This is a genomic window from Actinomadura sp. NPDC023710, from assembly GCF_040639875.1.
Lineage (GTDB): Bacteria > Actinomycetota > Actinomycetes > Streptosporangiales > Streptosporangiaceae > Spirillospora > Spirillospora citrea.
On sequence record NZ_JBFAGB010000016.1, the window covers coordinates 109,443 to 133,269 of the forward strand.

General features: G+C 72.5%; 24 protein-coding genes and 2 pseudogenes. 10 read left to right on the forward strand and 16 right to left on the reverse strand.

Features of this window, described 5'->3' with window-relative positions:
• Positions 1 to 6: 6 nt before the first annotated feature.
• The 4 genes from crtI to wrbA form a co-directional block, all read right to left on the reverse strand.
• The gene (crtI, locus tag AB0H37_RS20235) at positions 7 to 1,476 is read right to left on the reverse strand and encodes a phytoene desaturase family protein (protein WP_360614332.1); all 1,470 of its coding nucleotides are present in this window, start codon (positions 1,474 to 1,476) and stop codon (positions 7 to 9) included.
• A complete protein-coding gene (locus AB0H37_RS20240; protein ID WP_329098495.1) occupies positions 1,464 to 2,339 on the reverse strand; it encodes a carotenoid biosynthesis protein in 876 nt (291 codons plus the stop codon). The genes crtI and AB0H37_RS20240 overlap by 13 nt, the downstream gene beginning before the upstream one ends.
• Before the next feature lie 61 nt (positions 2,340 to 2,400).
• Complete coding sequence (locus AB0H37_RS20245) at positions 2,401 to 3,795, reverse strand: MFS transporter (RefSeq protein WP_329097947.1); 1,395 nt, start codon at positions 3,793 to 3,795, stop codon at positions 2,401 to 2,403.
• 86 nt (positions 3,796 to 3,881) lie between these two features.
• Positions 3,882 to 4,526, reverse strand: a complete 645-nt coding sequence (gene wrbA, locus AB0H37_RS20250; protein WP_360614334.1) for an NAD(P)H:quinone oxidoreductase — start codon at positions 4,524 to 4,526, stop codon at positions 3,882 to 3,884.
• A gap of 77 nt (positions 4,527 to 4,603) precedes the next feature.
• Here wrbA and AB0H37_RS20255 point away from each other — a divergent pair, with 77 nt between their 5' ends.
• From AB0H37_RS20255 to AB0H37_RS20265, 3 genes and pseudogenes are all read left to right on the forward strand, one after another.
• Positions 4,604 to 5,086, forward strand: coding sequence for a MarR family winged helix-turn-helix transcriptional regulator (locus AB0H37_RS20255; protein WP_179838018.1), 483 nt, complete (start codon positions 4,604 to 4,606; stop codon positions 5,084 to 5,086).
• 118 nt (positions 5,087 to 5,204) lie between these two features.
• Positions 5,205 to 5,492: pseudogene (locus tag AB0H37_RS20260) on the forward strand (DUF6807 family protein); the annotation flags it as partial.
• Positions 5,456 to 5,584, forward strand: a pseudogene (locus AB0H37_RS20265) (hypothetical protein); the annotation flags it as partial. The pseudogenes AB0H37_RS20260 and AB0H37_RS20265, both read left to right, overlap by 37 nt.
• Here AB0H37_RS20265 and AB0H37_RS20270 read toward each other — a convergent pair.
• Positions 5,562 to 6,092, reverse strand: coding sequence for a hypothetical protein (locus tag AB0H37_RS20270; protein WP_329097935.1), 531 nt, complete (start codon positions 6,090 to 6,092; stop codon positions 5,562 to 5,564). The pseudogene AB0H37_RS20265 and the gene AB0H37_RS20270 sit on opposite strands and share 23 nt — an antisense overlap.
• Positions 6,093 to 6,298: 206 nt before the next feature.
• On the opposite strand from AB0H37_RS20270, the gene AB0H37_RS20275 reads away from it, so the two are divergent.
• The 3 genes from AB0H37_RS20275 to AB0H37_RS20285 all read left to right on the forward strand — a co-directional run bounded on the left by AB0H37_RS20275 (position 6,299) and on the right by AB0H37_RS20285 (position 8,651).
• Positions 6,299 to 6,592, forward strand: coding sequence for a hypothetical protein (locus tag AB0H37_RS20275; RefSeq protein ID WP_329097933.1), 294 nt, complete (start codon positions 6,299 to 6,301; stop codon positions 6,590 to 6,592).
• Between the two features lie 284 nt (positions 6,593 to 6,876).
• Complete coding sequence (locus tag AB0H37_RS20280; RefSeq protein ID WP_360614337.1) at positions 6,877 to 7,917, forward strand: permease; 1,041 nt, start codon at positions 6,877 to 6,879, stop codon at positions 7,915 to 7,917.
• Positions 7,914 to 8,651 carry a TIGR03943 family protein gene (locus AB0H37_RS20285; protein ID WP_360614339.1) on the forward strand — a complete coding sequence of 246 codons (738 nt, stop codon included), beginning with the start codon at positions 7,914 to 7,916 and terminating at the stop codon, positions 8,649 to 8,651. The genes AB0H37_RS20280 and AB0H37_RS20285 overlap by 4 nt, the downstream gene beginning before the upstream one ends.
• A 272-nt stretch (positions 8,652 to 8,923) precedes the next feature.
• On the opposite strand, the gene AB0H37_RS20290 is transcribed toward AB0H37_RS20285, so the two are convergent.
• Together AB0H37_RS20290 and AB0H37_RS20295 are read right to left on the reverse strand one after the other, a co-directional pair.
• On the reverse strand, positions 8,924 to 9,847 hold the full coding sequence (locus tag AB0H37_RS20290) for a glycoside hydrolase family 19 protein (RefSeq protein WP_360614341.1): 924 nt from the start codon (positions 9,845 to 9,847) through the stop codon (positions 8,924 to 8,926).
• Complete coding sequence (locus AB0H37_RS20295) at positions 9,847 to 10,401, reverse strand: lytic polysaccharide monooxygenase auxiliary activity family 9 protein (RefSeq protein ID WP_329097925.1); 555 nt, start codon at positions 10,399 to 10,401, stop codon at positions 9,847 to 9,849. Before AB0H37_RS20295 ends, AB0H37_RS20290 begins: the two co-directional genes overlap by 1 nt.
• Before the next feature lie 545 nt (positions 10,402 to 10,946).
• Here AB0H37_RS20295 and AB0H37_RS20300 point away from each other — a divergent pair.
• On the forward strand, positions 10,947 to 12,554 hold the full coding sequence (locus tag AB0H37_RS20300; RefSeq protein WP_360614344.1) for a GMC family oxidoreductase N-terminal domain-containing protein: 1,608 nt from the start codon (positions 10,947 to 10,949) through the stop codon (positions 12,552 to 12,554).
• A gap of 71 nt (positions 12,555 to 12,625) precedes the next feature.
• On the opposite strand, the gene AB0H37_RS20305 is transcribed toward AB0H37_RS20300, so the two are convergent.
• From AB0H37_RS20305 to AB0H37_RS20315, 3 genes are read right to left on the reverse strand one after another with little or no spacing between them, the layout of a single operon-like run.
• Positions 12,626 to 13,057: a protein-tyrosine phosphatase family protein gene (locus tag AB0H37_RS20305; RefSeq protein ID WP_360614346.1), complete on the reverse strand. Its 432-nt coding sequence runs from the start codon at positions 13,055 to 13,057 to the stop codon at positions 12,626 to 12,628.
• Positions 13,054 to 13,608: a CGNR zinc finger domain-containing protein gene (locus tag AB0H37_RS20310; RefSeq protein WP_360614348.1), complete on the reverse strand. Its 555-nt coding sequence runs from the start codon at positions 13,606 to 13,608 to the stop codon at positions 13,054 to 13,056. Before AB0H37_RS20310 ends, AB0H37_RS20305 begins: the two co-directional genes overlap by 4 nt.
• Before the next feature lie 37 nt (positions 13,609 to 13,645).
• Positions 13,646 to 16,141, reverse strand: coding sequence for an ATP-dependent Clp protease ATP-binding subunit (locus tag AB0H37_RS20315; protein WP_360614350.1), 2,496 nt, complete (start codon positions 16,139 to 16,141; stop codon positions 13,646 to 13,648).
• Between the two features lie 221 nt (positions 16,142 to 16,362).
• On the opposite strand from AB0H37_RS20315, the gene AB0H37_RS20320 reads away from it, so the two are divergent.
• Positions 16,363 to 16,827: a nitroreductase family deazaflavin-dependent oxidoreductase gene (locus AB0H37_RS20320; RefSeq protein WP_360614352.1), complete on the forward strand. Its 465-nt coding sequence runs from the start codon at positions 16,363 to 16,365 to the stop codon at positions 16,825 to 16,827.
• Positions 16,828 to 16,843: 16 nt separating this feature from the next.
• Here the strand turns inward: AB0H37_RS20320 and AB0H37_RS20325 are convergent, their stop codons facing one another.
• Positions 16,844 to 17,269, reverse strand: a complete 426-nt coding sequence (locus AB0H37_RS20325) for a VOC family protein (RefSeq protein WP_360614443.1) — start codon at positions 17,267 to 17,269, stop codon at positions 16,844 to 16,846.
• Positions 17,270 to 17,434: 165 nt separating this feature from the next.
• Complete coding sequence (locus AB0H37_RS20330; protein ID WP_329097914.1) at positions 17,435 to 18,103, reverse strand: LysE family translocator; 669 nt, start codon at positions 18,101 to 18,103, stop codon at positions 17,435 to 17,437.
• A gap of 74 nt (positions 18,104 to 18,177) precedes the next feature.
• Here AB0H37_RS20330 and AB0H37_RS20335 point away from each other — a divergent pair, with 74 nt between their 5' ends.
• Complete coding sequence (locus tag AB0H37_RS20335) at positions 18,178 to 19,044, forward strand: LysR family transcriptional regulator (protein WP_329097912.1); 867 nt, start codon at positions 18,178 to 18,180, stop codon at positions 19,042 to 19,044.
• Between the two features lie 114 nt (positions 19,045 to 19,158).
• Here the strand turns inward: AB0H37_RS20335 and AB0H37_RS20340 are convergent, their stop codons facing one another.
• Complete coding sequence (locus tag AB0H37_RS20340) at positions 19,159 to 20,139, reverse strand: pyridoxal-phosphate dependent enzyme (RefSeq protein ID WP_360614355.1); 981 nt, start codon at positions 20,137 to 20,139, stop codon at positions 19,159 to 19,161.
• Between the two features lie 82 nt (positions 20,140 to 20,221).
• A complete protein-coding gene (locus AB0H37_RS20345; RefSeq protein WP_360614357.1) occupies positions 20,222 to 20,995 on the reverse strand; it encodes an SDR family oxidoreductase in 774 nt (257 codons plus the stop codon).
• Positions 20,996 to 21,082: 87 nt separating this feature from the next.
• On the opposite strand from AB0H37_RS20345, the gene AB0H37_RS20350 reads away from it, so the two are divergent.
• The gene (locus tag AB0H37_RS20350; protein WP_360614359.1) at positions 21,083 to 21,700 is read left to right on the forward strand and encodes a TetR/AcrR family transcriptional regulator; all 618 of its coding nucleotides are present in this window, start codon (positions 21,083 to 21,085) and stop codon (positions 21,698 to 21,700) included.
• Between the two features lie 52 nt (positions 21,701 to 21,752).
• Here AB0H37_RS20350 and AB0H37_RS20355 read toward each other — a convergent pair whose 3' ends face one another.
• Together AB0H37_RS20355 and gdhA are read right to left on the reverse strand one after the other, a co-directional pair.
• The gene (locus AB0H37_RS20355) at positions 21,753 to 22,229 is read right to left on the reverse strand and encodes a potassium channel family protein (protein WP_360614361.1); all 477 of its coding nucleotides are present in this window, start codon (positions 22,227 to 22,229) and stop codon (positions 21,753 to 21,755) included.
• A 158-nt stretch (positions 22,230 to 22,387) separates the two neighbouring features.
• On the reverse strand, positions 22,388 to 23,725 hold the full coding sequence (gdhA, locus tag AB0H37_RS20360) for an NADP-specific glutamate dehydrogenase (protein WP_329098492.1): 1,338 nt from the start codon (positions 23,723 to 23,725) through the stop codon (positions 22,388 to 22,390).
• Between the last annotated feature and the right edge of the window lie 102 nt (positions 23,726 to 23,827).

Here is a 23,827-nt window from a genome sequence, read left to right on the forward strand (position 1 = left end):
CCGGCCTCACTGTGTTTCCGTCCTTTCGAGGGGCGTGGTGCCGCGTGCGCCGCCGAAGTCCTGGTTCACGAGGGAGGCGACGATCCGGCCGCCCATCGCGACGAGCGGGAGGCCGCCGCCCGGATGCGCCGACCCGCCCACCAGGTAGAGGCCGCGCCGCGGCCCACGGTTGCCCGGCCGGCGGAACGGCGCGAAACGTCCCTGGTAGGCGGTTCCGTAGATGGCGCCGCCCCAGGCGCCGTACCGGTCGCGCAGGTCGGCGGGCGTGAACATGTCCACGAACCGGAGCCGGCCCGAGAGGTCGTGCCCGCGTTTCGCCAGCCCCTCCAGCACCAGGTCCCGGTAGGACTCGCGGGACATCGGCCACCGGCCGGGATCGCGCGCCGGGACGTTCACCAGCATCACCCAGTTCTCAGCCCCGCCCGGGGCCTGGGCCGGGTCGTCCACCGCCGAGCAGCCGATGTGGACGGTCGGGTCGTCCGGCGGCACCTTCCGGTGGAAGATGTCGTCGAACTCCTTCCGGTAGTCCGCCGAGAAGACGACGGAGTGGTGCGGCAGGTCCTCAGTACGGCCGTCCACCCCCGCGAGGAGCAGAAAAGCCGATGACGACAGGCCGAGTCCGGCGAGCCTGCGCAGTCGGCGCCGGTCGGGCAGCAACCAGCCGTACAGCGCGGCGGCATCGGCGTTGACGATCACAGCGTCGGCGCTCACCCGCTCCCCCGACGCCAGCACCACGCCCGACACCGCCGAACGGCCGGCGACCACCTCCGCCACCTCGGTTCCCGTGTGCACCTCGACGCCCGCGTCGGTCAGGAGCCGGGCGAGGGCGTCGGCGATCCGGGGCAGGCCGCCCGCGACGTACCAGCCGCCGAACCCGTGCTCGATGGCCGGGACGCAACCGAGGGCCGCCGGCGCCCGGTACGGGCTCGACCCCGCGTACGTCGCGTACCGGCCGACGTACTGGTGCATCCGCGGGTCGTCGAAGAAGCGCCGCGCCAGGCCGTCCAGCGTCCGGCCCGGCGCGACCGAGAACAGGTCGCCGATCCGGGGTTTTTCGGGGGGACGGCCCAGCGGCCCGGCGAAGAACGTCCGCTCCGAGGCCGCGTAGCACTCCTCCGCCCAGCCGTAGAAGGACCGCCAGGCCGCGCCCTGGCCGGGGCTCAGGCGGTCGACCTCCTGCTCCATCCGGTCGGGGCCGCGGAACGCGCGCAGCCGCGACCCGTCGGCGAAGTGATACCGGCACAGCTCGTCCAGTTCCACCAGCGGGACGTCCACTCCGAGTTCCCGGAACAGTCGCGGCATGGTCAGCAGGGACGGGCCGAGCGAGAACGTGAACCCGTCCCGCTCGTACTCCGCCAGCTTCCCGCCGAGCCGGTCCAGCCGCTCGTAGAGCCGGACCTCGTGGCCGCCGCGCGCCAGCCGCAACGCGGCGGTCATCCCGCCGACCCCGCCGCCGACCACGGTCACTTCCGCCATGCGCGCCTCCAAGCCGGGACGGCGAACGCCCCCATCGCCACCCCTCCCGCCGCCGCGACCAGCGGGTCCCGCGGCTCGAACACCGCCGCGAAGGCCAGCGTCTCCATGGCCGCCATCACCGAGTAGAGCGTGACGAGCCCCCGGGACGGGCCGGATTCCGAGGACGGGCCATGCCGCCACGACTGGCCGTGCCTCCAGGACTGGCCCTGCCGCCACGATGGGCTCCGACTCCAGGACGGGCCGCGCCGCCAGGATCGAACGGCGGCGTCCTCCCGTCCCACGATCAGATCGATCGCCATCATGACCAGCACGGACACCACCAGCCATCCGGCGAAGTTGCTGAGCGGCACGCCGCGGTAGGGGCCGTCGTCCGCCCACGTCCACAGGCCGAGCCGCAGCATCTGCGGGTCCAGGAACAGGTCCCATGCCGTCAGCGCCGCGGCCCCCGCCGCCCACCGCGCGACCCGGTTCTCCGGCGCGACCGCGGTCGCGACGGCGTGCGCGGCCAGCCCCATGCCGCCCCACGCCGCCGCCACGATGACCGGCACGCCGCCGGCCTGGGGCCGCAGCACCGAGGTGTAGGAGTACTCCCCGAACGGCAGGCCCGTGCGGATGCCGATCCATTCGGCCGCGTACCCGATGGCCACCGTCGCGGCGAAGGCCCCGGCCGCGCGGCCGGGGCCCCGCCGGTCGGCGAGGAACGCCACGGCGCTCGCCGCCAGCAGCACCACGACCACGCTGGTCAGCCGGATCGGCTCAGGTCTCAGCCCGGACGCGACCTGGGCCGCCACCATCGCGGCCAGCAGCCCGGCGCCGAGCAGTCCGAGGGGTCGCGACGCCGGCGCGTCCCAGCCGAACCGCATTCTGCGCACAAAGCCCACACGATCACTTCGTACCGAGGCGCCTCGCCGGATGCATCGACCCTCAGGACGCGGCCCGGCCGCGCGGCAGCAGCAGGCCCACCACGGCGATGAGCAGGCCGAGACCGGCCGCCATGAGGAAGACCCGGTCGTAACCGGCGGCGAGCGCGGCGGTCGTGGCCGGCCCGCCGGGCGCCGCCTGCGTCCGCGCGGTGGCCACCGTCGCGAGCACCGCCAGGCCCACCGCCCCGCCCGCCTGAGCGGCGGTGTTGGCCAGCCCGCCGATGACCCCCGCGTCGCCCTCGGGGACGCCCGCGGTCGTCGCGGCCATGAGGGTGGGGAACGTCAGCCCGATCCCGACCGCGACGAGCAGGGTGGGCCCGAGCACGCCCGTGACGTAGCCGCTCCCGGCACCGGCCTGGGAGAGCCAGCCGAACCCGGCGAGGAGAAAGCCGCACCCCGCCAGGACCAGAAGGCGCGCACCCGTCCGGGGCAGCAGTCCGGCGGCGAGGCGCGCGACCAGCATGAACATCACGGCCGCGGGCGTCTGCCCGAGCCCGGCCCGGAGCGCGCCATAGCCCAGGACGTTCTGCAGGAACAGCGACGTGAAGTACCACATCGCGATGGCGATCCCCCCGAAGAGCAGCAGCATGCCGCCGCCCGCGGCCACCCCCCGGATCCTGAACAGCCGCAGCGGCATCAGCGGCCGGGCGGCGAAACGTCCCTCCACCACGAGGAAGACGGCGAGCAGGAGCAGGCCCGCCACGGCCGGACCGGCGACCCGCGCGGACGTCCAGCCGTGGCCGGTGCTCTGCATGACCCCGTAGATCAGCGCGGCCAGCCCCGCCGTTCCGGTGACGGCGCCGGGGAGGTCGAGCGGCTCCCGCCGGCCGGTCCGCGCACCGGACAGCGACGTCAGGGCCACCACGATCAGCACCGCGCCGATCGGCACGTTGATCAGGAAGACCCACCGCCAGGACAGGCCGGTCGTGAGGGCGCCGCCCGCTACCGCGCCCGCCATCCCGCCCACGCCGCCGGCGGCGGACCACGCGCCGAACGCCCGCGCCCGCTCGCGGCCCCCGGTGAAGCCGGTGTTGATCACGGCCAGCGTCGCCGGGGCCAGCAGGGCGGCTCCCACGCCCTGGACGACGCGCGCCGCCACCAGGATCTGCGGCGCGGTCGCCAGGCCGCCGACGAGGCTGGAGGCGGAGAACAGGAGCATCCCGGCGGCCAGCGTCCGGCGGTGGCCGAACAGGTCGGCGGCGCGTCCGCCCAGCAGCATGAGCCCGGCGAAGGTGAGCAGGTAGCCGTTCACCACCCAGGCCAGTCCCGCGGCGGTGAAGCCGAGGTCCCGATCGACCGAGGGCAGGGCGACGTTGACGATGGACGCGTCCAGAATCACCATGAACTGGCACGCGCACACCAGCACCAGCACGCCGGGCCCGCTCCCTGCCTTCACGGGTCCGCGGGTCAGAGTCTTCGCAGACAGGTCAGGCGACACGAGCTCCTCCTGGAAACGAGTGGGATCACGGGTGACGTCGCCGCTCACGCGGTCTGCGGGGCGGCCTCGACCCCGTCCGCGCGGGTGCCGGCGAGCAGGCGGATCGTGGTCCGGGTGAGGCGGCGGCCCTGGTACCGGGCCGCGTCGAGGGAGGCCGCGTCGGGGCCGTCGCCGGACGGCCCGGTCACCGACGAGGCACCGTAGGGATTGCCTCCGGCGGCGTAGACGGCCGGGTCGGTGTAGCCGGGCGGGACGATCAGCGCGCCCCAGTGGTAGAAGACGTTGGCCAGCGAGATGATCGTGGCCTCGTTGCCGCCGTGGCGGTTGAAGGCCGAGGTGAACGCCGTCACCGGCTTGTCGGCCAGCACGCCCTCCCGCCACAGGCCGACGCTCTGGTCGATGAACTGCTTGAGCTGCGCGGCAGGTGCGCCGAACCGGGTCGGCGTCCCGAACGCGTACGCGTCGGCCCACGCCAGGTCCTCGACGGCGGCCTCCGCGATCGAGGCGGTGGCGTCCACGTGCCGCCGCCACCGCGGGTTCTCGTCGATCGTGGCGTCGGTCACCAGCTCGGCGACCCGCCGCAGCCTCACCTCGGCCCCGGCGGAGACGGCGCCCTCGGCGACGGCCTGGGCGAGCGCGTGCACGGCGCCCGTCGAGCTGTAGTAGATGACGGCGACCTTCACGGACATGTCGGCTCCTCGACGTCGCGCTAGAATTAGTTATCCGCATAATGTTATGCGCATAACTAATTCGTCAAGGAGGGGCCGTGGACTTCGACCGAGCCGACGCGATCAACCAGGCCATCCGCCTGCTGAGCCTGCGCCACCGCGCCCGGGCCGCGGCGCTGCTGGCCCCGCTCGGACTGCACCCCGGCCAGGAGACGCTGCTCCTCGAACTCGCGCGGACCGGCCCGAGGATCCAGGCGCAGCTCAGCGAGGCGCTCGGCTGCGAGCCGCCCAGCGTCACGCTCATGACCCGCAAGCTGGAGGCGTCCGGGCACGTCCGGCGCAGGCCCGCGCCCTCCGACAAGCGCGCCAGCATCGTGGAGCTCACCGACTCCGGGGCGGCCCTGGCGGAACGGGTCAAGGAACTGTGGTGCGCCCTGGCGGAGGAGACCGTGACCGGCCTGCCCGAGCAGACCGTGGCGGACCTGCCCGGCGTGCTCGGCACCCTGACCGCCAACGTCGACACCCGGCGCCCACGCGACGATGCCAGGCGCGCACGCCAGGACCGCGGATCCGACGGGTGACCGTTGCCACCGCGGACCGACACGGCCATGTGAACGCGGACGCTCTCCTGCCAAGCCGGACGATCTCGAATGAGCTCGGCCCTCAGTCGGCGCCGCCTCCGTCCGACCTTCCCCCGGCGTGCCGCTGGGGGAAACGCTGGACTTCGCGTTCACGCTGACCGGCCGGACCGGGCGGCCGCTCGTCCTGCAGAGCTCGGCGTGCAAGGGCCGCACCGGCGCCGGATACGGCGGCTTCTTCTGGCGCGCCCCCAAGGATTCCCCCGGCCTGGACGTCTTCACCGGCGAGGCGTCCGGTGAGGAGGCCGTGCACGGACCTGGTTCGTCCGCGTCGCCGAGTACCCCGGCGTCGGGCCCGCGCCGGCGTGGGACGAGCCGCGGACCGTCCCGGGACGCCTGGAGCGGGCGATCACCGTGGTCGTCGCGGACGGACGGCTCACCCCCGACCGCGCCCGCACCCTCGCGGCGGCGCCGCCGATCAGGCGGGCCGGCCGGAGGTGAAGACGTCCTCGGCGGCGCTCTTGCGGAGATCTTCGAGGAGATCGATCTGCGTCTGGGCGCGGTGGAGCAGCTTCTCCAACTCGCCCGCGTCCAGGTCCGGCGTCCGGTCGGCGAGGGTGAGCAGCGTGCGCCAGCCGGCGGCCTTGCCCTCGACGGCCAGGCGCAGGAACTCGTACTCCACCATGTCGGTCAGCGGCGAGCGCTCTTTCAGGCGGCCGTTGAACTTGAGCCGTCCCGCCCTCTCCGCCACGGACATCGCGATGCTCTTGTAGTGCCGGACGGGGATGCCGAGCGAGGCCATGATGGACAGCAGCGCTCCCCGGTCGGCGGCGATCTCCTCGGCCAGCCGCCGCAACCGCTCCTCGCCGGGCCTGCCCCGGTGCGCCTGGGCGAGCGCGCGGGAGCGCCCCACGCCCGCCGCCGCGCCCGCGAGGTGGTCGTTCAGGTAGATCGCCAAGAATGATCCGGCCGGCTTCTCCATGGGAGTCCTCTCGGATGCGGTGACCATGGCCCTCCTCGTCGGGTGATGGCGGCTCGTCGGGTGATGGTGCTCGCGGTACCCGGCGGGCGGACGGGTATTCACCGCGAAACCTCTGGCCCGGCCGCCTTTCGGCGGTGGCCGGACACCCTCGCGTCCGGAGTGGGCAAAAACCGGCCAATGCGTGCTTGTGCAGGTGAGCGCTCGGGTACTGCCCGACCGACCAAGGGGGGAAAATGATCAGGACACTGCACAAGCGGGGCCTCAAGTCGCATCACATGTACACGGCGGGACTCGGGTCGATCGCCCTGGCGTTCGCGTCGTGGGCGCTGTCCGAACGCCTGGAGGAGGCGGGCATGGACCGCGCCGACCGGTGGGGCATCTTCGTCGGCGAATGGGCTCCGACCTTCTTCGCCATCGGCGTCGCCATGCGCCTGGAGGAGATGCACGAGGAAGGCACCGACGTCCCGCAGCAGCGCGGCGAGATGGACGAACGAGTCGGAGGCCGTGCGTCCCACGCGATGCGCTGACGCCGCACCCGCGGCCCGGACGCCCGAAGCCGCCGGCGACCGGAGCGTCCCCGGCGACTCAGAGTCCCGGGCACCCGCAAGTCCCGGACGCCCGCAGGATCAGGGCGGCAGATTTCGGTCGGGCGTGGGTGGCGGAAGGTTGATTCACGGGCAGCCGCACGTCGTCCCCGCGACCGCAGAGCCCGCGCGGCCATAGATCCCTGACGCGCGCAGGTCCCGGCGGCCGGGAAGATCGGCGGGCGGGGCTGTGGATCCGGGGCGTTGCGGGGGTGGGCTCTGGGACGATGGCCCGCATGACCGAACGCGTCGGCCTGCGGGCGGCCGAGGAGGAGCTGCTTCCTCCGGCGGAGTGGGGACGCGGGCGGGGTGCGGCGTCCGGGGCGCGTGCGGCGTGGGCGTTCGGCGCGCTGGCGGCGGCGCTCGTGCTCGGCCGGGTGTGGGCGGCGCCGCGGATCGGCGCGCGGGCCCTGGACGCCTGGGCAACGATCTTCGTCGCGGTGTGCGTCCAGGCGCTGCCCTTCCTGGTCTTCGGGGTCGCGCTGTCGGCCGCGATCACGGCGTTCGTCCCGGCGTCGGTGTGGCGGCGGGTCCTGCCGCGCCGGCCGGGGGCGGCGGTGCCGGTCGCGGGCGCGATGGGGGCGGTCCTGCCGGGGTGCGAGTGCGCGTCGGTACCGGTCGCGAGCGGGCTGATGGCGCGCGGAGTGGCGCCCGCCGCCGCGCTCACGTTCCTGCTCGCCGCCCCCGCGATCAACCCGATCGTCCTGGTCGCCACCGCGGTCGCCTTCCCGGGGAAGCCGGAGATGGTGGTGGGACGTTTCGCCGCATCGCTGCTGGTGGCGGTACTGGCCGGGTGGGCGTGGCTGCTGCTGGGCAGGCGCGAATGGCTCAGGGTGCCGTCCCGTCCGCACGCGCACGGGGCGGCCGGACGCCTCGACGCGTTCCGGCAGGCCATGCGGCACGACATCATGCACGCCGGAGGGTTCCTGGTCGTCGGCGCCGCAGCGGCCGCGACCATCAACGCCGCGGTGCCCTCGGAGTGGGTCTCGTCGGCGGCGGGCAACGCCGTGGTGTCGGTCCTGCTCCTGGCCGTGCTGGCCGTGCTGATGTCCATCTGCTCGGAGGCCGACGCGTTCGTGGCGGCCAGCCTGTCGCAGTTCTCCACCACCGCGCGGCTGACGTTCCTTGTGGTCGGCCCGATGGTGGACCTGAAGCTGATCGCCTTGCAGGCGGGGTTCTTCGGCCGGAGTTTCGCCGTCCGGTTCGTCCCGTTGACGTTCTGCCTGGCGGTGGGGGTCAGCGCGCTGGTCGGAGGGCTCCTCACGTGAGCAGGTCCGCGCAGAACCTGCTGCTGGTCCTGGTCGGCGGCGCGATGCTGTGGATCACGCTGGGCAGCGGCGAGTACGTCAACTACGTGCGGCCCGGGTTCCGCTATCCGCTGGTGGCCGCGGCGATCGCGCTGGTCGTGCTGGGTGCCGCCGGGCTGCGCCGGGAATGGCGCGACGCCGGCGACGCCGACCACGATCACGGCGGGCACGGGCACGGCGGGCACGGGCCGGGCGTGGCGTGGCTGCTCTGCCTGCCCGTGCTGGCGGTCTTCATCATCGCGCCGCCCGCGCTCGGCTCGTTCACCGCGGCACGCGGCACCGCTCGCGCCGCGCCGCCCCCGCCGGCCCCCGCCGAGGGCTTCGCCCCGCTGCCGAGGACGGGGGCGCCCGCCCCCATGAGCATGGGCGAGTTCATCGGACGCGCCTACGAGGCGCAGACGGGCGACCCCGCCTCGTTCGCCGGGGTCCCGGTGCGGTTGACGGGCTTCGTGAGCCCGCCGGCGAAGGGCGAGCGCGGCTGGCGCGTCACCCGGTTGAAGGTCGCGTGCTGCGCGGGGGACGCCATCCCGTTCCCCGTGATCGTGCGCGGCCTGCCGCGGCCGCCCGCCGACACGTGGGTGCGGGTCGAGGGGGGGTGGGAGCCGCCCGCGACCGGACGCCGGGCGACGGTCGTCCAGACGCTGCGCGGGCGGTCCCTCCAGCGGATCGGCAGGCCCGGCAACCCCTACGAGTGACCGGGCCCGCCGTCCCGGTCAGACGTGGCCGACGCCGGCGGTGACGGTCGCCTTCACCGGGTCAGAGCGCTTTCTCACGACCGTACGGACGGGCTCCACGGCCCATCAACAACACTTTCACCGCACGGCTCACGAGCCTTCCCGCCACAGGGAAGGCGGACGGCCCGCACCCGGGGTCACTGGGCGCGGGCCGTCACTGGCTTGGGCCGAACGGACCTTCGGCCGGCAGATCCCTTCTGCCGGCGAGTCCCCCGGTCAGTGGACCACCTCCGTCAGCAGGTCAGGTTGCTGCCTGCGGGGACGCCGAGGATCTGGGTGAATCGCTGGTACGCGTTCACCCGGCTCTGCACCTGGGCCGGGTTCCGGCCGTCGCACTCCAGGGCGCCGTTGATGCTGCGGATCGTCTCGCCGAATCCGCGGCCGTTGACCATCGCGCTGTGGCCGGTCATGGTGCCGGGACCGTTCTGGGTCATCCAGTACCAGAGCCCGGTCCGCCACGAGACCGACGCGTCCCGCTCCACGAGCCACGGGTTGTTCAGCAGGTCGAGGCCGAGGGCGTCGCCCGCCGCCTTGTAGTTGAAGTTCCAGCTCAGCTGGATGGGACCGCGGCCGTAGTAGGCCGCCTGCCCCGCCGGGCATCCGTAGGGCCGGCTCGCGTCGCAGTAGTGCGGGTAGTTCCCGGTGTTCTGCTCGACGACGTAGACCAGCCCGCCGGTCTCATGGTTGACATTGGCCAGGAAGGCGGCCGCCTCCTGCTTCTTCACCGTGTCGCCTCCGGTGTTGGCGAACGCGAGGAAGGCCGCCATGGCCGCGGTCAGGCCGCTGTAGCTGTAGAAGGAGTTGCGGCTCGGGAACATCTGGTTGAACTGCGACTCGCTCACCACGAAACCGCCCTGGCCGGGCGGATCGCCGGGGTCGGGCGACCCGCCGCCACAGGCCCCCTGGTCGGCCCACACGTCGGCCCGGCCCGGGGTCTCGTTCTGCGTCCACCACTTCGCCGACCAGTTGTGCCCGTTGTAGGACGCCGCGGCGCCGCCGGTGTAGACGGCGGAGGAGCTCCACGCCGCCGCGCAGTCCGCGGCGGAGGCCGACGCCATCGGCAGGACGGCCGACAACGTCCCCGCCGCGAGCAGGAGAGCACCCGTCAGCCGGGCGCCGAGCCGGGGGAGGACGCGCCGCGCCTTGCGGGCCGGCATCACTGGACGTTCACGTCGACGCAGGCGTAGAAGGCGTTGGCCGTGTCGGCGATGTTCCAGATCGCCAGCACCTTCTGCCGGCCGGTGACGCCGCCGAGGTTGACCGAGTGCGAGACGGTGGCCGGAGGCTGCTGGTTGTTGCCGTCGACCACGGCGACGCGGCTACCGCCGACGTAGTACTCGTAGTTCGAGGTGCGGTGCCGGGCGGTGAACGTCCAGGTGAAGGTCACCGTCCGGCCGACGGTCGTGGCCCTCCAGCCCTTGCCGTCGTCGTCGAGCTCGGCGAACCGCGAGTTTCCGCCGCTGCAGCTGCGCAGGCCCTTCGGGCCCTCGACGCTCTGCGGCTCCCACTGGATGGAGCCGCACTGGACGATGTGCTGCGCGCACTGGGCCTGCCGGCTCATCGGCGCCGAGACGTAGCCGTGGGCCCAGGCCGAGGTCGCCGGGATCACCACGGCGACGAGGGGGGCGATTCCGACGCCCGCCGTGATGGCGGCGATCCTTCGCGAGCGCTTCGTGCGGGGGGTCTTCTTCGTGCGGGGGGTGGTTTCCATGCGGGGGGTCCTTGCGTGATGGGGGTGGTCATCGGACGTCGTCGCGGCAGGGCCTGCCGCGGGGGAGCAGTCGACGAACGCGGGGGCGGGGCGCGGGAGCGGGGCATGGACACTCCATCGGATAGGAAACTTTCCTATCGGATTTAGGGAACGTTAACCCCGCGCCCGATCGCGGGCAAGACTCCGCTGGAAACCGCCGAAACGGCACCGCACCCGCAGGGCCGGACCAGTGCAGGCAGGGAAGCGAACCAGCCGTTTACGGTCGGAAGATTCGGCACTATTCCCCGCAACCGCACACGGACGGCAGGCGATATCTGCCAGGGGGAGCCGAAGATCCACAGAAAGAGGCGGGGCGGGGGTGAGGTTCCGGTCACCGGGACACCCCTTGGAGGCCCGTCCCCGCCCTTCTACGATCGGGCCACCCATTTCTGTCGCCCGACCGGCGGGGACTCCCGCGTCCGGCCGGGACGGCGGCGCCGACAAGGGCCAGGCGCGGGCCCTCGTTAGCGGTCGCCTCGCTGCACGGCGTCCGCTGAGAGGAACACATGGACCGGAGCGCTGATTACGTCGTGGTGGGGGCCGGCAGCGCCGGCTGCGTGCTGGCCAAGCGGCTGGCCGAGTCCGGGGCGAGCGTCGTCCTGGTCGAGGCGGGCGGTCCGGACCGGACGCCGCTGGTCCGCAAGCCGGGGCTGATCGCCGTCTTCCACAACGTCCCGCAGCTGAAGAAGCGGCTGGACTGGGGCTTCTACAGCGCCCCGCAGAAGAGCGCGCTCGACCGGAAGATCCCGCAGGTCCGAGGACGCGTCCTCGGGGGCTCGGGGTCGATCAACGGGATGCTGTTCGTGCGCGGCCACCGCAAGAACTACGACGACTGGGCCGCCGAGGGCTGCACCGGGTGGGGCTTCGACGACGTCCTCGACAGCTACCGGCGGATGGAGAACTGGGAGGACGGCGCCTCCGACCTGCGCGGTGCGGGCGGCCCCATCCAGGTGACCCGGCAGCGGGACCTCACGCCCGCCTCCGAAGCGTTCATCGAGGCGGTCGCCCAGACGGCGGGCGTCAAGCGCAACGACGACTACAACGGCGCCGAGCAGGAGGGCGTGGGGATCTTCCAGCAGAGCGTCGCGGACGGCCTGCGCTACAGCTCGTCCGTGGGCTACCTGGACGACCACGGCCTGCCGAACCTGACGGTCCTGACGAACGTGACCGTGCAGCGGGTCGTGATCGACAAGGGGCGGGCCACGGGTGTCGAGGTCGCCGGGAAGAAGGGCACGGCGACGATCCGGGCATCCCAGGAGGTCGTCCTGTCAGCGGGGGCGTTCGGTTCTCCGCACCTGCTGATGCTGTCCGGCGTGGGCCCGGCCGGCCACCTGAAGGACCACGGCGTCGAGGTGCGCGCCGACCTCCCGGTGGGCGACAACCTGCACGACCACATGTTCGTGCCGATGACGTTCGTCATGGACACGGCCCGCCACAGGGGCACCGCGCCCTACTTCGCCAGGGGCGTCGCCAAGGAGTGGACGAGGGGCGGGACGTGGGTGGCCCGCAGCGTGTTCGAGGCGGTCGGCTTCGTCCGCAGCGGGCAGGCGGGCGACGTGCCCGACATCCAGTTGCACGCGTTGCCGTGGTCGTACCCGTTCCCGAACCAGGACGCGCCGGTGCGGCACGCCGTCGACAAGCGGTCCGCGCTCACGATCATGCCGACGCTGATCTATCCGAAGAGCCGCGGCACGGTCCGGCTGGGGTCGGCGGACCCGTCCGCCGCACCGATCATCGACCCCGGCTACCTCACCGAGCCCGACGACGCCCGGCTGCTGCTGGACGGCATCGAGCTCGTCCGCGAGGTGATGGCGAACCAGATCATCGCCGGGGACGTCAAGGAGGAGCTGTCCCCCGGGCCGCAGTTCCCCGACCGCAAGGCCCTGGCCAGGGAGCTGCCGAACCGCGCCACGACCGTCTACCACCCCGTCGGATCGTGCCGGATGGGCTCCGACGAGCGGGCCGTCGTCGACCCCGAACTGCGTGTGCGCGGCATCGAGGCGCTCCGCGTGGCGGACGCCTCGATCATGCCGACCATCATCGGCGGCAACACCAACGCCCCCAGCATGATGATCGGCGAACACGCCGCACACCTGATCCTCGGGCGAGGCTGACCACGCGGGAGGCCGAGTCGTGCGCGGGGTCCGGCCTCGGGGTGGGTGCGTCGGCGGGCCGGGCTCCGGGGTCAGGTTGGGAAGTGGGTCACCCAGCGGCGTTGCCAGGGGGTTTCGACGGCGCGCGGATGGTGGTGCTCGCGCGCCCAGGCGACGGCCTCGGACGGCGCCGCTCCCGACAGGACGGCCAGGCAGGCGATGACCGTGCCGGTGCGGCCGACGCCGCCTCCGCAGGCGACTTCGACGGCGGCGCCGGAGCGGGCCCGCTCGTGCAGGGCGCGGATCTGCCGGACGGCCTCGTCCCGGTCTCGGGGCAGCAGGAAGTCCGGCCAGTCGATCCACGCGGACGGCCAGCTCAGCTGCGGCTCGTGCCTGCGGCGGAGGCGGCCGGAGCCCAGGTAGAGCCCGAAGTCGGGGTGCGGGCCGTCCGGTGGCGGGTTCCGCAGGCCGCGTCCCCGGATCAGGGTCCCGTCCGGAAGCCGGAGCGCGCCGGTGAGCGTCATCGGGCCACCGCCCGGCGGCGCGCACGGTGGTTGGCGACGTTGAGCCTGTTTCCGCACAGCTCCGGCATGCAGTAGCGGCGGCGTCCGGCGCGGCTGGCGTCGGCGAACACGCCGCCGCACCCGGGGGCGGCGCACGGGCGGAAACGGGCGTGGCCGAGGGCCCGGACGAGGCTGAGCAGCGCGACGCCGACGAGGGCGGCCACCTCCCCGACGAGGGAGGCGTCCCGGGCCGTCGGGACGTACCACTGCCACCGGCCGGACGGATCGCGGCGCAGCACGGGCGCGAGCCCTGCGTGCCCGGCCAGCAGCACCGCGCGCTCCACCGCCTCGTCCTCGGTCCCGGACTCCAGGACGGAGCGCACCTCACCGCGCAGGAAACGGACCTTCTCGACATCCTCGGCGGTCGGCACCGCGACGTCGTACGCGGCGAGCATGCCGGCCAGGGCGGCGGGCCCGGAGAGCTCCTCGGCCCCCCGCACGTCCGGCGACGTGCTGACGAGGTCGTTCGCGACCTCGACACCCGCCGCGTAGTCGGCCATCGGGATGAGCACATGTCCTCCTGTAAGGTTTATAGGAGGACTGTAACTCTTACTTCGTGGCGACGTCGAACTGGAGGCCGCCGTTCACCGCGGACACGTCGACGTGCTCGCCGGGGCGCAGATCGCCGGAGAGCAGCAGGTCGGAGAGCCGGTCGTCCACCTCGCGCTGGATCGTGCGGCGCAGCGGCCGGGCGCCGAACTCGGGCTGGTAGCCGCGCGCGGCGAGCCAGTCCACGGCCTCGGTGCTGAAGGTGACGGAGACGTCCTGGGCGCGCAGGCGGCGGCGCGTCTCGTCCAGCAGCAGGTCGGTGATCTGGCGGAGCTGGCCCTCCTCCAGCCGCCGGAAGACGATGATCTCGTCGATCCGGTTGAGGAACTCGGGCCGGAACGACTCGCGCAGCCGCCGCATGATCCGATCGCGCAGCCCGCCGCCCTCGCCGGACATGCCGAAGCCGATCTCGGTCGTGCCGGTGATCAGTTCCGAGCCGAGATTGCTCGTCATGATCACGACGGTGTTGCGGAAGTCGACGGTGCGGCCCTGCGCGTCGGTGAGGCGGCCGTCGTCGAGAAGCTGGAGCAGGACGTTGAACACGTCCTGGTGCGCCTTCTCGATCTCGTCCAGCAGGATCACCGAGTACGGCCGGCGGCGGGCGGCGTCGGTGAGCTGCCCCGCCTCCTCGTAGCCGACATATCCGGGTGGCGCGCCCATCAGACGGCTGACGGTGTGCCGCTCCTGGAACTCGCTCATGTCGAACCGGATCATCCGGTCCCGGCTGCCGAACAGGGCCTCCGCCAGCGCCTTCGCCAGCTCGGTCTTGCCGACGCCGGTCGGGCCGAGGAACAGGAACCCGCCGATGGGCCGGTCCGGGTCGCCCATCCCGGCGCGGGACCGCCGGACGGCCCGCGCCACCGCCGCGACCGCGTCCTCCTGCCCGATCACGCGCTCGTGCAGGTGGTCCTCCAGGTTCGACAGGCGCTCCCGCTCGGCCTGGGTGAGCTGGGTGACGGGGACGCCGGAGATCCGGGAGACGACCTCGGCGACGTCCTCCGTGGTCACCTCCGGGACCTTGGCCGGCCCGCCGTTCCCGCGCGTCTCGGTGATGTCCTTCTCCAGCCGGGCGACCTCGTCGCGCAGCTCGGAGGCCCGCTCGTAGTCCTCGTCGGCGACGGCCTGGTCCTTCTCGCGGCACCGCTGGTCGAGGCGCTGCTCCAGCTCGCGGCGCCCGCCGTCCCGCGCACTGCGCAACCGGACGCGCGCGCCCGCCTGGTCGATGAGGTCGATCGCCTTGTCCGGCAGGAACCGGTCGGTCAGGTAGCGGCTGGACAGGTCGACGGCCGCGACGAGCGCCTCGTCGGTGAAGCGCACCTGGTGGTGCGCCTCGTACCGGTCGCGCAGGCCGCGCAGGATCTCGACGCTGTCGTCCGTGCTCGGCTCCGGCACGAGGATCGGCTGGAACCGCCGCTCCAGCGCCGCGTCCTTCTCGATGTTGCGGCGGTACTCGTCGATCGTGGTGGCGCCGACCACGTGCAGCTCGCCGCGGGCGAGCGGGGGCTTCAGCATGTTCCCCGCCGACATCGCGCCCTCCGCGCTGCCCGCGCCCACGATCGTGTGGATCTCGTCGATGAACACGACCAGGCCGTCGGCGTGCTCGCGGATCTCGTCCACGAGCTTCTTCAGCCGCTCCTCGAAGTCGCCTCGGTACCGGGTGCCCGCGACGACGCCGCCGAGGTCGATCTGGACGATGCGCTTGCCGCGCAGCGTCTCGGGGACCTCGTCGTCCACGATCCGCTGCGCCAGCCCCTCGGCGATCGCGGTCTTGCCGACCCCCGGGTCACCGATCAGCACCGGATTGTTCTTGGTGCGCCGCGAGAGGACCTCGACCGTCTCCTCGATCTGGTCCTCGCGCCCGATGACCGGGTCGATGCGTCCCTCACGGGCGAGGGCGGTCAGGTCGCGTCCGAACTCGTCCAGCGTCGGCGTCCCGCTCTGCTGCCCGCCGCCGCCGGGCGGCGGCTGCCCGGAACCTCCGCCGGGCGCCGCCTGCTGCAGCGAGTCGGGCGTCACGTGCTCGTGGTCGAGGATCCGCCCGGCGCTCGACCCGCGGTCCAGCGCCAGCGCGAACAGCAGGTGCTCGGGCCCGATGTAGGACGACCCGAGCGCCCGCGACACCTGGTGCGAGTCGAGCAGCGCCCGCTTGGCGGAAGGGGTCAGCTCGGGCGGGACGTCGCGGGGCTCGCCGCGCCGCGCGTGGTCCTCGATCTCATCCCGGATCTTGTCCGGGTCCGCGCCGGCCCGCGCCATCCACTGCCGCGTCCCGTGCTGCCGGGTCGCCGCCCACAGCAGGTGGTCGGTGTCCAGATCGTCGCTGCCCCACTGCGCCGCCTGCGCGGCCGCGTCCCGCACCAGCTCCCGCGCGGGCTCGCTCATCAGCCGCGCGATGCTGATCCGCTCCATGGGCCGCCGGTGCGCCCGCGCCCCGAAGAAGCGGGCGAGCATCTCCTCGAATGGGTCCATTCCCCCTGGCCCGTACCATCCCGCGGTCATCTCCGAAAACCCCCCGGTAGTCGAAGGACACGTCACAACGACGGACATCCCCCTCCCCATGGCATGCCCCAGAAAACCCCCACGCCAACCGTCCCGCGGCATGGCTCGCCTGTCTTCGGCGCGACGGACGGCGGACCGGTCAGGAATCGAGAAGCGCCCTTGACCGGGCCGCGCCTAGCGTGAGGACAACGGATACCAGTACGGCCGACCGGAGGCAGGCGATGGCACAGAATCAGCAGGTGAAGGAGCACAGGAGCGGCAGGCCCGGGGCGGTGTCGCGGTGGATGCAGCAGACGATGAACGCCCGCATGATGCGCAAGATCCGGCGCGGCCGCGCGACGTTCATGGGGATGGACGTCCTGATCCTGAACACGGTGGGCCACCGGAGCAGACGGCCGCGCGAGACGCCCGTGTCGTGGTTCCCCGGCGGCGACGACGCCTGGCTGATCGTCGCGTCCGGCGGCGGGAGCCAGGACCCGGACTGGTACGTCAACCTGATGGCGCACCCCGAGCAGGCGGCGATCGAGCTGGCCGGCGGCGACGCCGTGCCGGTGGCGCCGCACCGGCTCGACGGCGCCGACCGCGACGAGGCGTGGGAGCGCATCACCGCCGCCCAGCCCCGTTACGCGAAATACCAGGGCAAGTCGGACCGCCGGTTTCCCGTCGTCCGCCTCACCCGCCGCTGACCCGCCGGGCCGGCCTTCACTTCAGCGGCTCGGCCAGGGCGACGATGATGTTCGCCGGGCCGCGGAGGTAGCAGAGCCGGTAGACGTCCTCGTACTGCTCCACCTTGCCGACGAGTTCGGCGCCGTGGCTTCGCAGGCGGGCGACGATGTCATCGAGGTCATCGACGGTGAACATGACGCTGCGCAGGCCCAGCATGTTCGGCGGCGCGACCTCGGGGTCGCCGGCGATCGCTGCCGGCGACCGGAACTTCGTCAGCTCGAGCCGGCCTTGGCCGTCCGGCGTCTTCATCATCGCGATGTCGACCTTGATGTCGTCGATCGCGTTGATGCTGTCGACCACGGGACCCTCGATCGGCGCCCTGCCCTCCAGCTCCATGCCGAATTCGGTGAAGTAGGCGATGGCGGCCTCAAGGTCGTCGACGACGACGCTGACGTGGTCCATGCGTTGGATGGCCATGTGATTCTCCTCGATGTGTTCGCAGGTGCAGGACACGGACGGTGCAGCTCCGGGCCGCATCGGTGGTGCCTGGTCTTGTGATGTCGTGATGATGCCGGTCGGCGGGACCCCGCCGACGGCCGCGGATCGGCCCTCCGGCCCGCGGGCCGGTCAGGAGGACTGGCGCGCGGTGGCCAGTTTGACCGCGAACCCGATCAGCAGCACGCCGGTGACACGCTCGATCCCCGCCTTCACCCGAGGACGGCGAAGCAACCGTCCGAACCCGTCGACCACGGCGACGTACAGCCCGAACCAGACGAGGTAGAGCAGCGCGAACACCGCCGACAGCAGCAGCGCCCGGCCGCGCGCGGCGCCCGCCGACTCGGCCGACAGGAACTGCGGCAGGAACGTCACGAAGAACAGCGCGACCTTCGGGTTCAGCGCGTTGCTCAGGAACCCCTGCCCCAGCGCCGACATCGGCCGCCGCCGTGCTCGTCCTGGCCGCCCGGCCGGTCCTGCCCGCTCGACCGGTGCCGCTTCCGGTTCACGGCGCGAGCGGGCGGCCGAGCGCAGGGTCTGCACGGCCATCCACAGCAGGTACGCGGCTCCGACGATCTTCAGAGCGGCGAAGGCGGTCGCCGAGGCGAGCAGCAGCGCGGACAGCCCGAGCGCGGCGGCGCCGGCGTGCACCGCCAGCCCCGCCACTCCGCCGACCGTCGTCAGCAGCCCGGCCGCCCGGCCCCCGGCGAGCGTGCTGCGGGTGACGAGGGCCTGGTCGGGCCCCGGAATCATGATCAGCACGAGCGCCGCGAGGGCGAAGGTCAGGATCGAGCTCTGCATGCCGTCCAGCCTGGCGGCTCTCGACTCATCACGTCCAATGCCTATGATCATTGGATTCCATAGACGGAGTGAATATGTTGGACCTCGTCCGCCTGCGCGTGCTCGCCGCCGTGGCCCGCACCGGCTCGATCACCGCGGCGGCCAAGGATCTGCACTACACGCAGCCGTCGGTGAGCCACCACATCGCGCGGCTGGAGAAGGAGACCGGGGCCGCGCTGCTGCAGCGCGTCGGCCGCGGGGTCCGCCTCACGCCGACCGGTGAACTGCTGGCCGAACGCGCCATGGAGATCATCGGCAGGGTCGACGCCGCCGCGGCCGAGCTGTCGGCCCACGTCGGCCTGAGCGCGGGCAAGGTCAGGCTCGCGGGCTTCTCCTCGGCCATGTGCACGCTCGTCCCGGCCGCCGCGACCACCCTCGCGGCCACCCACCCGGGCCTGGAACTGGGCCTCACCGACACGCACCCGCCCGAGGCGCTACGGCTCCTGCGCGCCGGCAGGGCCGACGTCGCGGTCGTCTTCCGCTACGACGAGTCGCCGTCCGAGGAACCCGGGATCCGGCTGCACCACCTGCTCGACGACCCCACCTACCTGGTCACACCGGGGCCGTCCGGACCTCAGACCCTGGAGGCGCACCGCGATGCGCGCTGGATCGCCGGCTGCGATCGCTGCCGGGGCCACCTGCTGGACCTGTGCGCCGGAGTCGGCTTCGCACCGGACATCGCCTACAGCACCGACGACATGGTGGTGATGCAGTCTCTGGTGGCGGCCGGGCTGGGCGTCACCACCCTGCCGGGCCTCGCGCTCCGGGCCCACCGCGGCACCGGCGTCGAGGCGACCGAGATCCCCGCCTCGACCCGTCGCGTCTACGCGGCCACCTACGGCGAGCCGCCCGACCCACCGGCCACGACGGCCCTGCTGGCGGCCCTACGCCAGGCCGCGTGACCGGGCCGGCCACTCCAGGGTCCCGGCCTTCACCCGCTCGACCGGCCCCGAAAGGCATCCCGCGCAGTCATCGGCAGACCGCAGGGCCGAAGACCGGAACAGGTGAGCGCGTCCTCAAGGCTTGTGGTCGAGGCCCATGCCGACCCAGCGGCGGTAGGAGCCTGCGTCGACGTTGCCGCCGCACACGATGGTGACGACGTGCCGGTCCGCGAAGCGGGCGCGGTCTTCGAGGATCGCCGCGACGCCGAGGGCGGCCGACGGTTCGACGACGAGGCCGGCCCGGTCGAGGAGCAGCCCCATACCGGCGATGATCGACGCCTCCTCGACCAGGACTGCGTCGTCGGCGACCAGGAGGAGGTCGTCCAGGACTTCCGGGATGGGGCGTCGTCCGGCGACGCCGTCAGCGATGGTGTCGGTCGATTCGGTGGTGACCACGCGCTGCCGGCGCCAGGAGCGTGTCATCGCCGGCGCGCCCGACGGCTGGACGCAGATCACTTCGACTCCGGGCGCGAACGTCTTGAGCACATGGCCCACACCGGTGGCCATCGCCCCGCCGCCGAGCGCGATCAGGACGGCGTCGAACGCCGGCGCGGAGTCGAGCAGTTCCAGCCCGATGGTCGCCGCGCCCTCGCAGGTCTCGATGTCCAGGCTGTCCTCGACCAGCCGGACGCCCTCGTGTCCCGCGATGGCCACCGCCCGCTCGCGCGCCATCTCGAAGTCGCCGTCCACCAGTTCCAGCCTGGCGTCCAACGCGCGGATGCGATCGAGCTTGGTCGCGGGCGCGAAGCGGGACGCCACGACGGTGACGTCGAGCCCCCGGCCGCGCCCGGACCAGGCGAGGGCCTGACCGAGGTTGCCCGCGCTGGCGCACACCGCCGCCCGCGGACCGTTCTCGGCGAGCAGCCCGGCGACGAGCTCGGTGCCGCGCCCCTTGAAGCTGCGGACCGGATTCGCCGTCTCCAGTTTGATGCTCACCGCGCACCCGAGGACGGGCTCCAGCGCCTCGCAGCGATACAGCGGAGTGTCGAGGAAGACCGGGGCGATCATCCGGCGGGCCGCCCGGATCCGAGCAGTGTCGAGGCGCGTCTCCAGCACGACACAGCAGCCTAGCCCGGACGGCCCCTGACAAAGGCCGCGCCGGGGGCCATACCCTGCCGCGCCCGGCGCCCCGGAAGGCTCACAACCCGGAACCGCCCGTCGCGTCGATCACCCGTCCGGTCACCCAGCGCGCGTCGTCCGAGGCGAGGAAGGCCACGATGTCGGCCACGTCCTCCGGCCGCCCGACCCGGCCGAGCGCGGCCAGGGACGCGGCGTGGGCTTCGGCCTGCGGGTTTCCACGCAGCCAGCCCGCGTTGACGTCGGTGTCGATGATGCCGGGCGCCACCGAGTTCGCCGTGATGCCCCGGGGGCCCAGTTCCTTGGCGAGGTTGAGGGTGAAGGTGTCGAGCGCGCCCTTGGTGGCGCCGTAGGCGATGATCTCCGGCATGGCGAGGCGGGCCGCTCCGCTGGAGATGTTGATGATCCGGCCTCCGTCGCGCAGCCGTCGCAGCCCGTGCTGGACGATGAAGAACGGTGCGCGGACGTTCACGGCGAAGACCTCGTCGAAACCGTCCTCGGTCAACGACGCAAGATCATTACTGCGACCGATGCCGGCGTTGTTGACGATGATGTCGACGCCCCCGCCGGGCGCGTACTCGTCCGCATGGGCGTCGAAGGCCGCCCACAGGCGGGCCGCGTCACCGTGGTGCCCCAACTCCGCCTGCAGGGCGAAGGCCCGGCCGCCGTCCTTGCGGATGCGCTCGACGACCTCGTTCGCGGCCGTCTCGTCGCGCGCGTAGGCGACGGCGACGGTGGCCCCGTCCCGGCCCAGACGTTGGGCGATGGCCCGTCCGATGCCACGGCCGGCGCCGGTGACCAGCGCGACCTTCCCCTCAAGAGCACGTGCGTCCATGGGCTGTGACCACTCCTCAAATTTTTGAACGATGACTCAAGAATTACGCTAGCACGTCTTCTTGAGCGTTCGTTCTAGAATGTGGGGGTGGGTGACACACGGGCGAAGCGAGGGCGGCCCAGGGCGTTCGACCGCGACGCGGCACTGATCGCGGCCACACGGCTGTTCTGGGAACGCGGCTACGAGGCCACCTCCGTCGGCGAGCTGACCGAGGCGATGGACATCAGACCCGGCAGCCTGTACGCGGCCTTCGGGGACAAGAAATCACTGTTCAGGGAGGTGGTGCACAGCTATGGGCGCTCCCCCGTGGGCGCCTTCATGGGCGTCGCCCTCGACGAGGAGCCCACCGCGCAGGGCGCGTTCACCCGCGTTCTGCGCGAGGCGGCCGTCGTCTACACCGACCCGTCCCACCCGGCCGGATGCCTGACGATCAGCGCGGCCACCAACGTCACCCCGCAGGACGCCGAGGTGGCGGCATTCCTCCGCGATCTGCGGAACAGGAACCTGGACGTCTTCCAAGCCCGCCTTGAGACGGCACGACAGGCCGGCGAGCTGCCCTCCACGGCGAACCCCCGCGCCATGGCCGCGTACTTCGCCGCCGTCATCCAGGGCATGTCGCAACGCGCCTGCGATGGAGCCACGGCCACCGAGCTGACCGAAACCGCTGAACTGGCTCTCGCCGCGTGGCCCGCGCCACGCGGTTGACCGACGCTCCACCGAAGCCGACCAACTGAACGCGTTGGCGGCGCGGATGCCCTCAGCCGCCTTCGCCACGGTCGGAGGGTTCGCCGGCCTTGCGTTCGACGCCCCGGCGCACCGCCTCCAGGAAGACCTTGGCCACGGCGCCCAGGAAGACCAGGTCGCCGAGCATCTGCACGACCGTCAGGGCGCGGGCCGTCTGCGAGATCGGGACGATGTCACTGAAACCGACCGACGTGAAGATCGTGATGGTGAGGAACAGGGCGTCGACGTGCGTCAGCGGCTCGGAGAAGCCGGGCGGGGTGTCGTGGCTCATCAGGAGGTAGCCGGAGGCGAAGAGGAGGAGGAACAACGCGACGGTCGTCCCGAGAGCCTCGATCGCGCGGAGCCTCGGGGAGCGCGAGCGCGCGATCGACCTCGCCTGCCATGTGGCGAGCGTTCCCAGCGCGAACAGCGCCACGGTCAGCACGACGCCGGTCAGCGTCGTGAACGACCTGTTCAAGGGAGCCGTGAAGTACACGATGATGAGAGCCACCGTGGTCAGCGTCGTGCGCAGGGTCACCCTGACCAAGGGCCGGACGCGGGCTCTTCGCGATTGCGCCGTCACTCTCCGCTCATGCCCCGGACCGCCCCTTCTGAGCCATCCGGCGGCTCGGAAGAGGGGCGGTCCTGCGGCGGAGGTGACGCGCTTCGCTAGATGAGGCCCTGGGCGAGCATCGCGTCGGCCACGCGTTCGAAGCCGGCGATGTTGGCGCCGGCCACGTAGTCGCCGGGGGCGCCGTAGCGGTCGGCGGTCTCGTAGCAGGTGTCGTGGATGCTCGTCATGATGGCCAGCAGCTCCTCCTCCACCTGGGAGAAGGGCCAGGCGGCGCGGCTCGCGTTCTGCCGCATCTCCAGTGCGCTCACCGCGACGCCGCCCGCGTTGGCGGCCTTGCCGGGGCCGAAGGCGACGCCCGCGTTCTGGAGAACGTGCACGGCGCCCGGCGTGGTCGGCATGTTGGCGCCCTCCGACACGGCCTTCACGCCGTTGCGGACGAGGATCGCGGCGGCGTCGGCGTCGAGTTCGTTCTGCGTCGCCGACGGCAGCGCGATGTCGGCGGGGACGTCCCAGACCCGTCCGCCCGCGACGAACCGGGCGGAGGAGCCGCGCAGGTCGGCGTAGTCGGACACGCGGCCCCGGTCGACCTCCTTGACCTGCTTGAGCAGGTCGAGGTCGATGCCCTTCTCGTCCACGACGTAGCCGCCGGAGTCGGAGACGGTGATGACGTTCGCGCCGAGCTGCTGCGCCTTCTCGATGGTGTAGATCGCGACGTTGCCGGAGCCGGAGACGACGATCTGCTGGCCGTCCAGGTCCTCGCCGCGGCGGCGCAGCATCTCGGCCGTGAACATCACGTTGCCGTAGCCGGTCGCCTCCGTCCGGACGGCGGAGCCGCCCCACAGCATGCCCTTGCCGGTCAGCATCCCGGCCTCCCACCGGTTCGTGACGCGGCGGTACTGGCCGAACAGGTAGCCGATCTCGCGGGCGCCGACACCGATGTCGCCGGCCGGGACGTCGGTGTGCTCGCCGACGTGGCGGTGCAGCTCGGTCATGAACGACTGGCAGAAGCGCATGACCTCCGCGTCGGAGCGGCCGTGCGGGTCGAAGTCGCTGCCGCCCTTGCCGCCGCCGATGCCGAGGCCGGTCAGCGCGTTCTTGAAGATCTGCTCGAAGCCGAGGAACTTGACGATGCCGAGGTTCACCGTGGGATGAAAGCGGAGCCCGCCCTTGTACGGCCCGAGCGCGCCGTTGTACTCGACGCGGAAGCCGCGGTTGACGTGGATCTCTCCGTTGTCGTCCTGCCACGGGACGCGGAACATGATCTGGCGTTCCGGCTCGATCACCCGCTCGACCAGCTTGGCGGTGGCGAGGCCCGGCCGCGCGGCCAGCACCGGGCCGAGGGATTCCAGCACCTCGTGCACGGCCTGGTGGAACTCGGACTCGCCCGGATCTCGGCGCAGCACCCCCGCGTAGGTCTCCTCCAGGACGGCCATGGTCTCGGGCGGAGCCGGCAGGCGTGAGGCGAGGGGCATGGTGAGGATCCTTCCTTGAGACCCCCTCACTCTAAAACCCGTTCCGGGCTGCGCCGGGACGCC

What these genes read in the sequence shown, in the direction of transcription:
- AB0H37_RS20305 (WP_360614346.1), bottom strand. Translation starts at nt 13,057, where the DNA reads ATGACGCTCACCGGCGCGCTCCGGCTTCCGGACGGGACCCTGATCCGG.
- crtI (WP_360614332.1), bottom strand. Translation starts at nt 1,476, where the DNA reads ATGGCGGAAGTGACCGTGGTCGGCGGCGGGGTCGGCGGGATGACCGCC.
- AB0H37_RS20320 (WP_360614352.1), top strand. Translation starts at nt 16,363, where the DNA reads ATGGCACAGAATCAGCAGGTGAAGGAGCACAGGAGCGGCAGGCCCGGG.
- AB0H37_RS20275 (WP_329097933.1), top strand. Translation starts at nt 6,299, where the DNA reads ATGATCAGGACACTGCACAAGCGGGGCCTCAAGTCGCATCACATGTAC.
- AB0H37_RS20295 (WP_329097925.1), bottom strand. Translation starts at nt 10,401, where the DNA reads ATGGAAACCACCCCCCGCACGAAGAAGACCCCCCGCACGAAGCGCTCG.
- wrbA (WP_360614334.1), bottom strand. Translation starts at nt 4,526, where the DNA reads ATGTCCGTGAAGGTCGCCGTCATCTACTACAGCTCGACGGGCGCCGTG.
- AB0H37_RS20300 (WP_360614344.1), top strand. Translation starts at nt 10,947, where the DNA reads ATGGACCGGAGCGCTGATTACGTCGTGGTGGGGGCCGGCAGCGCCGGC.
- AB0H37_RS20325 (WP_360614443.1), bottom strand. Translation starts at nt 17,269, where the DNA reads ATGGACCACGTCAGCGTCGTCGTCGACGACCTTGAGGCCGCCATCGCC.
- AB0H37_RS20345 (WP_360614357.1), bottom strand. Translation starts at nt 20,995, where the DNA reads ATGGACGCACGTGCTCTTGAGGGGAAGGTCGCGCTGGTCACCGGCGCC.
- AB0H37_RS20240 (WP_329098495.1), bottom strand. Translation starts at nt 2,339, where the DNA reads ATGCGGTTCGGCTGGGACGCGCCGGCGTCGCGACCCCTCGGACTGCTC.
- AB0H37_RS20315 (WP_360614350.1), bottom strand. Translation starts at nt 16,141, where the DNA reads ATGACCGCGGGATGGTACGGGCCAGGGGGAATGGACCCATTCGAGGAG.
- gdhA (WP_329098492.1), bottom strand. Translation starts at nt 23,725, where the DNA reads ATGGCCGTCCTGGAGGAGACCTACGCGGGGGTGCTGCGCCGAGATCCG.
- AB0H37_RS20290 (WP_360614341.1), bottom strand. Translation starts at nt 9,847, where the DNA reads ATGCCGGCCCGCAAGGCGCGGCGCGTCCTCCCCCGGCTCGGCGCCCGG.
- AB0H37_RS20330 (WP_329097914.1), bottom strand. Translation starts at nt 18,103, where the DNA reads ATGCAGAGCTCGATCCTGACCTTCGCCCTCGCGGCGCTCGTGCTGATC.
- AB0H37_RS20270 (WP_329097935.1), bottom strand. Translation starts at nt 6,092, where the DNA reads ATGGTCACCGCATCCGAGAGGACTCCCATGGAGAAGCCGGCCGGATCA.
- AB0H37_RS20280 (WP_360614337.1), top strand. Translation starts at nt 6,877, where the DNA reads ATGGCCCGCATGACCGAACGCGTCGGCCTGCGGGCGGCCGAGGAGGAG.
- AB0H37_RS20335 (WP_329097912.1), top strand. Translation starts at nt 18,178, where the DNA reads ATGTTGGACCTCGTCCGCCTGCGCGTGCTCGCCGCCGTGGCCCGCACC.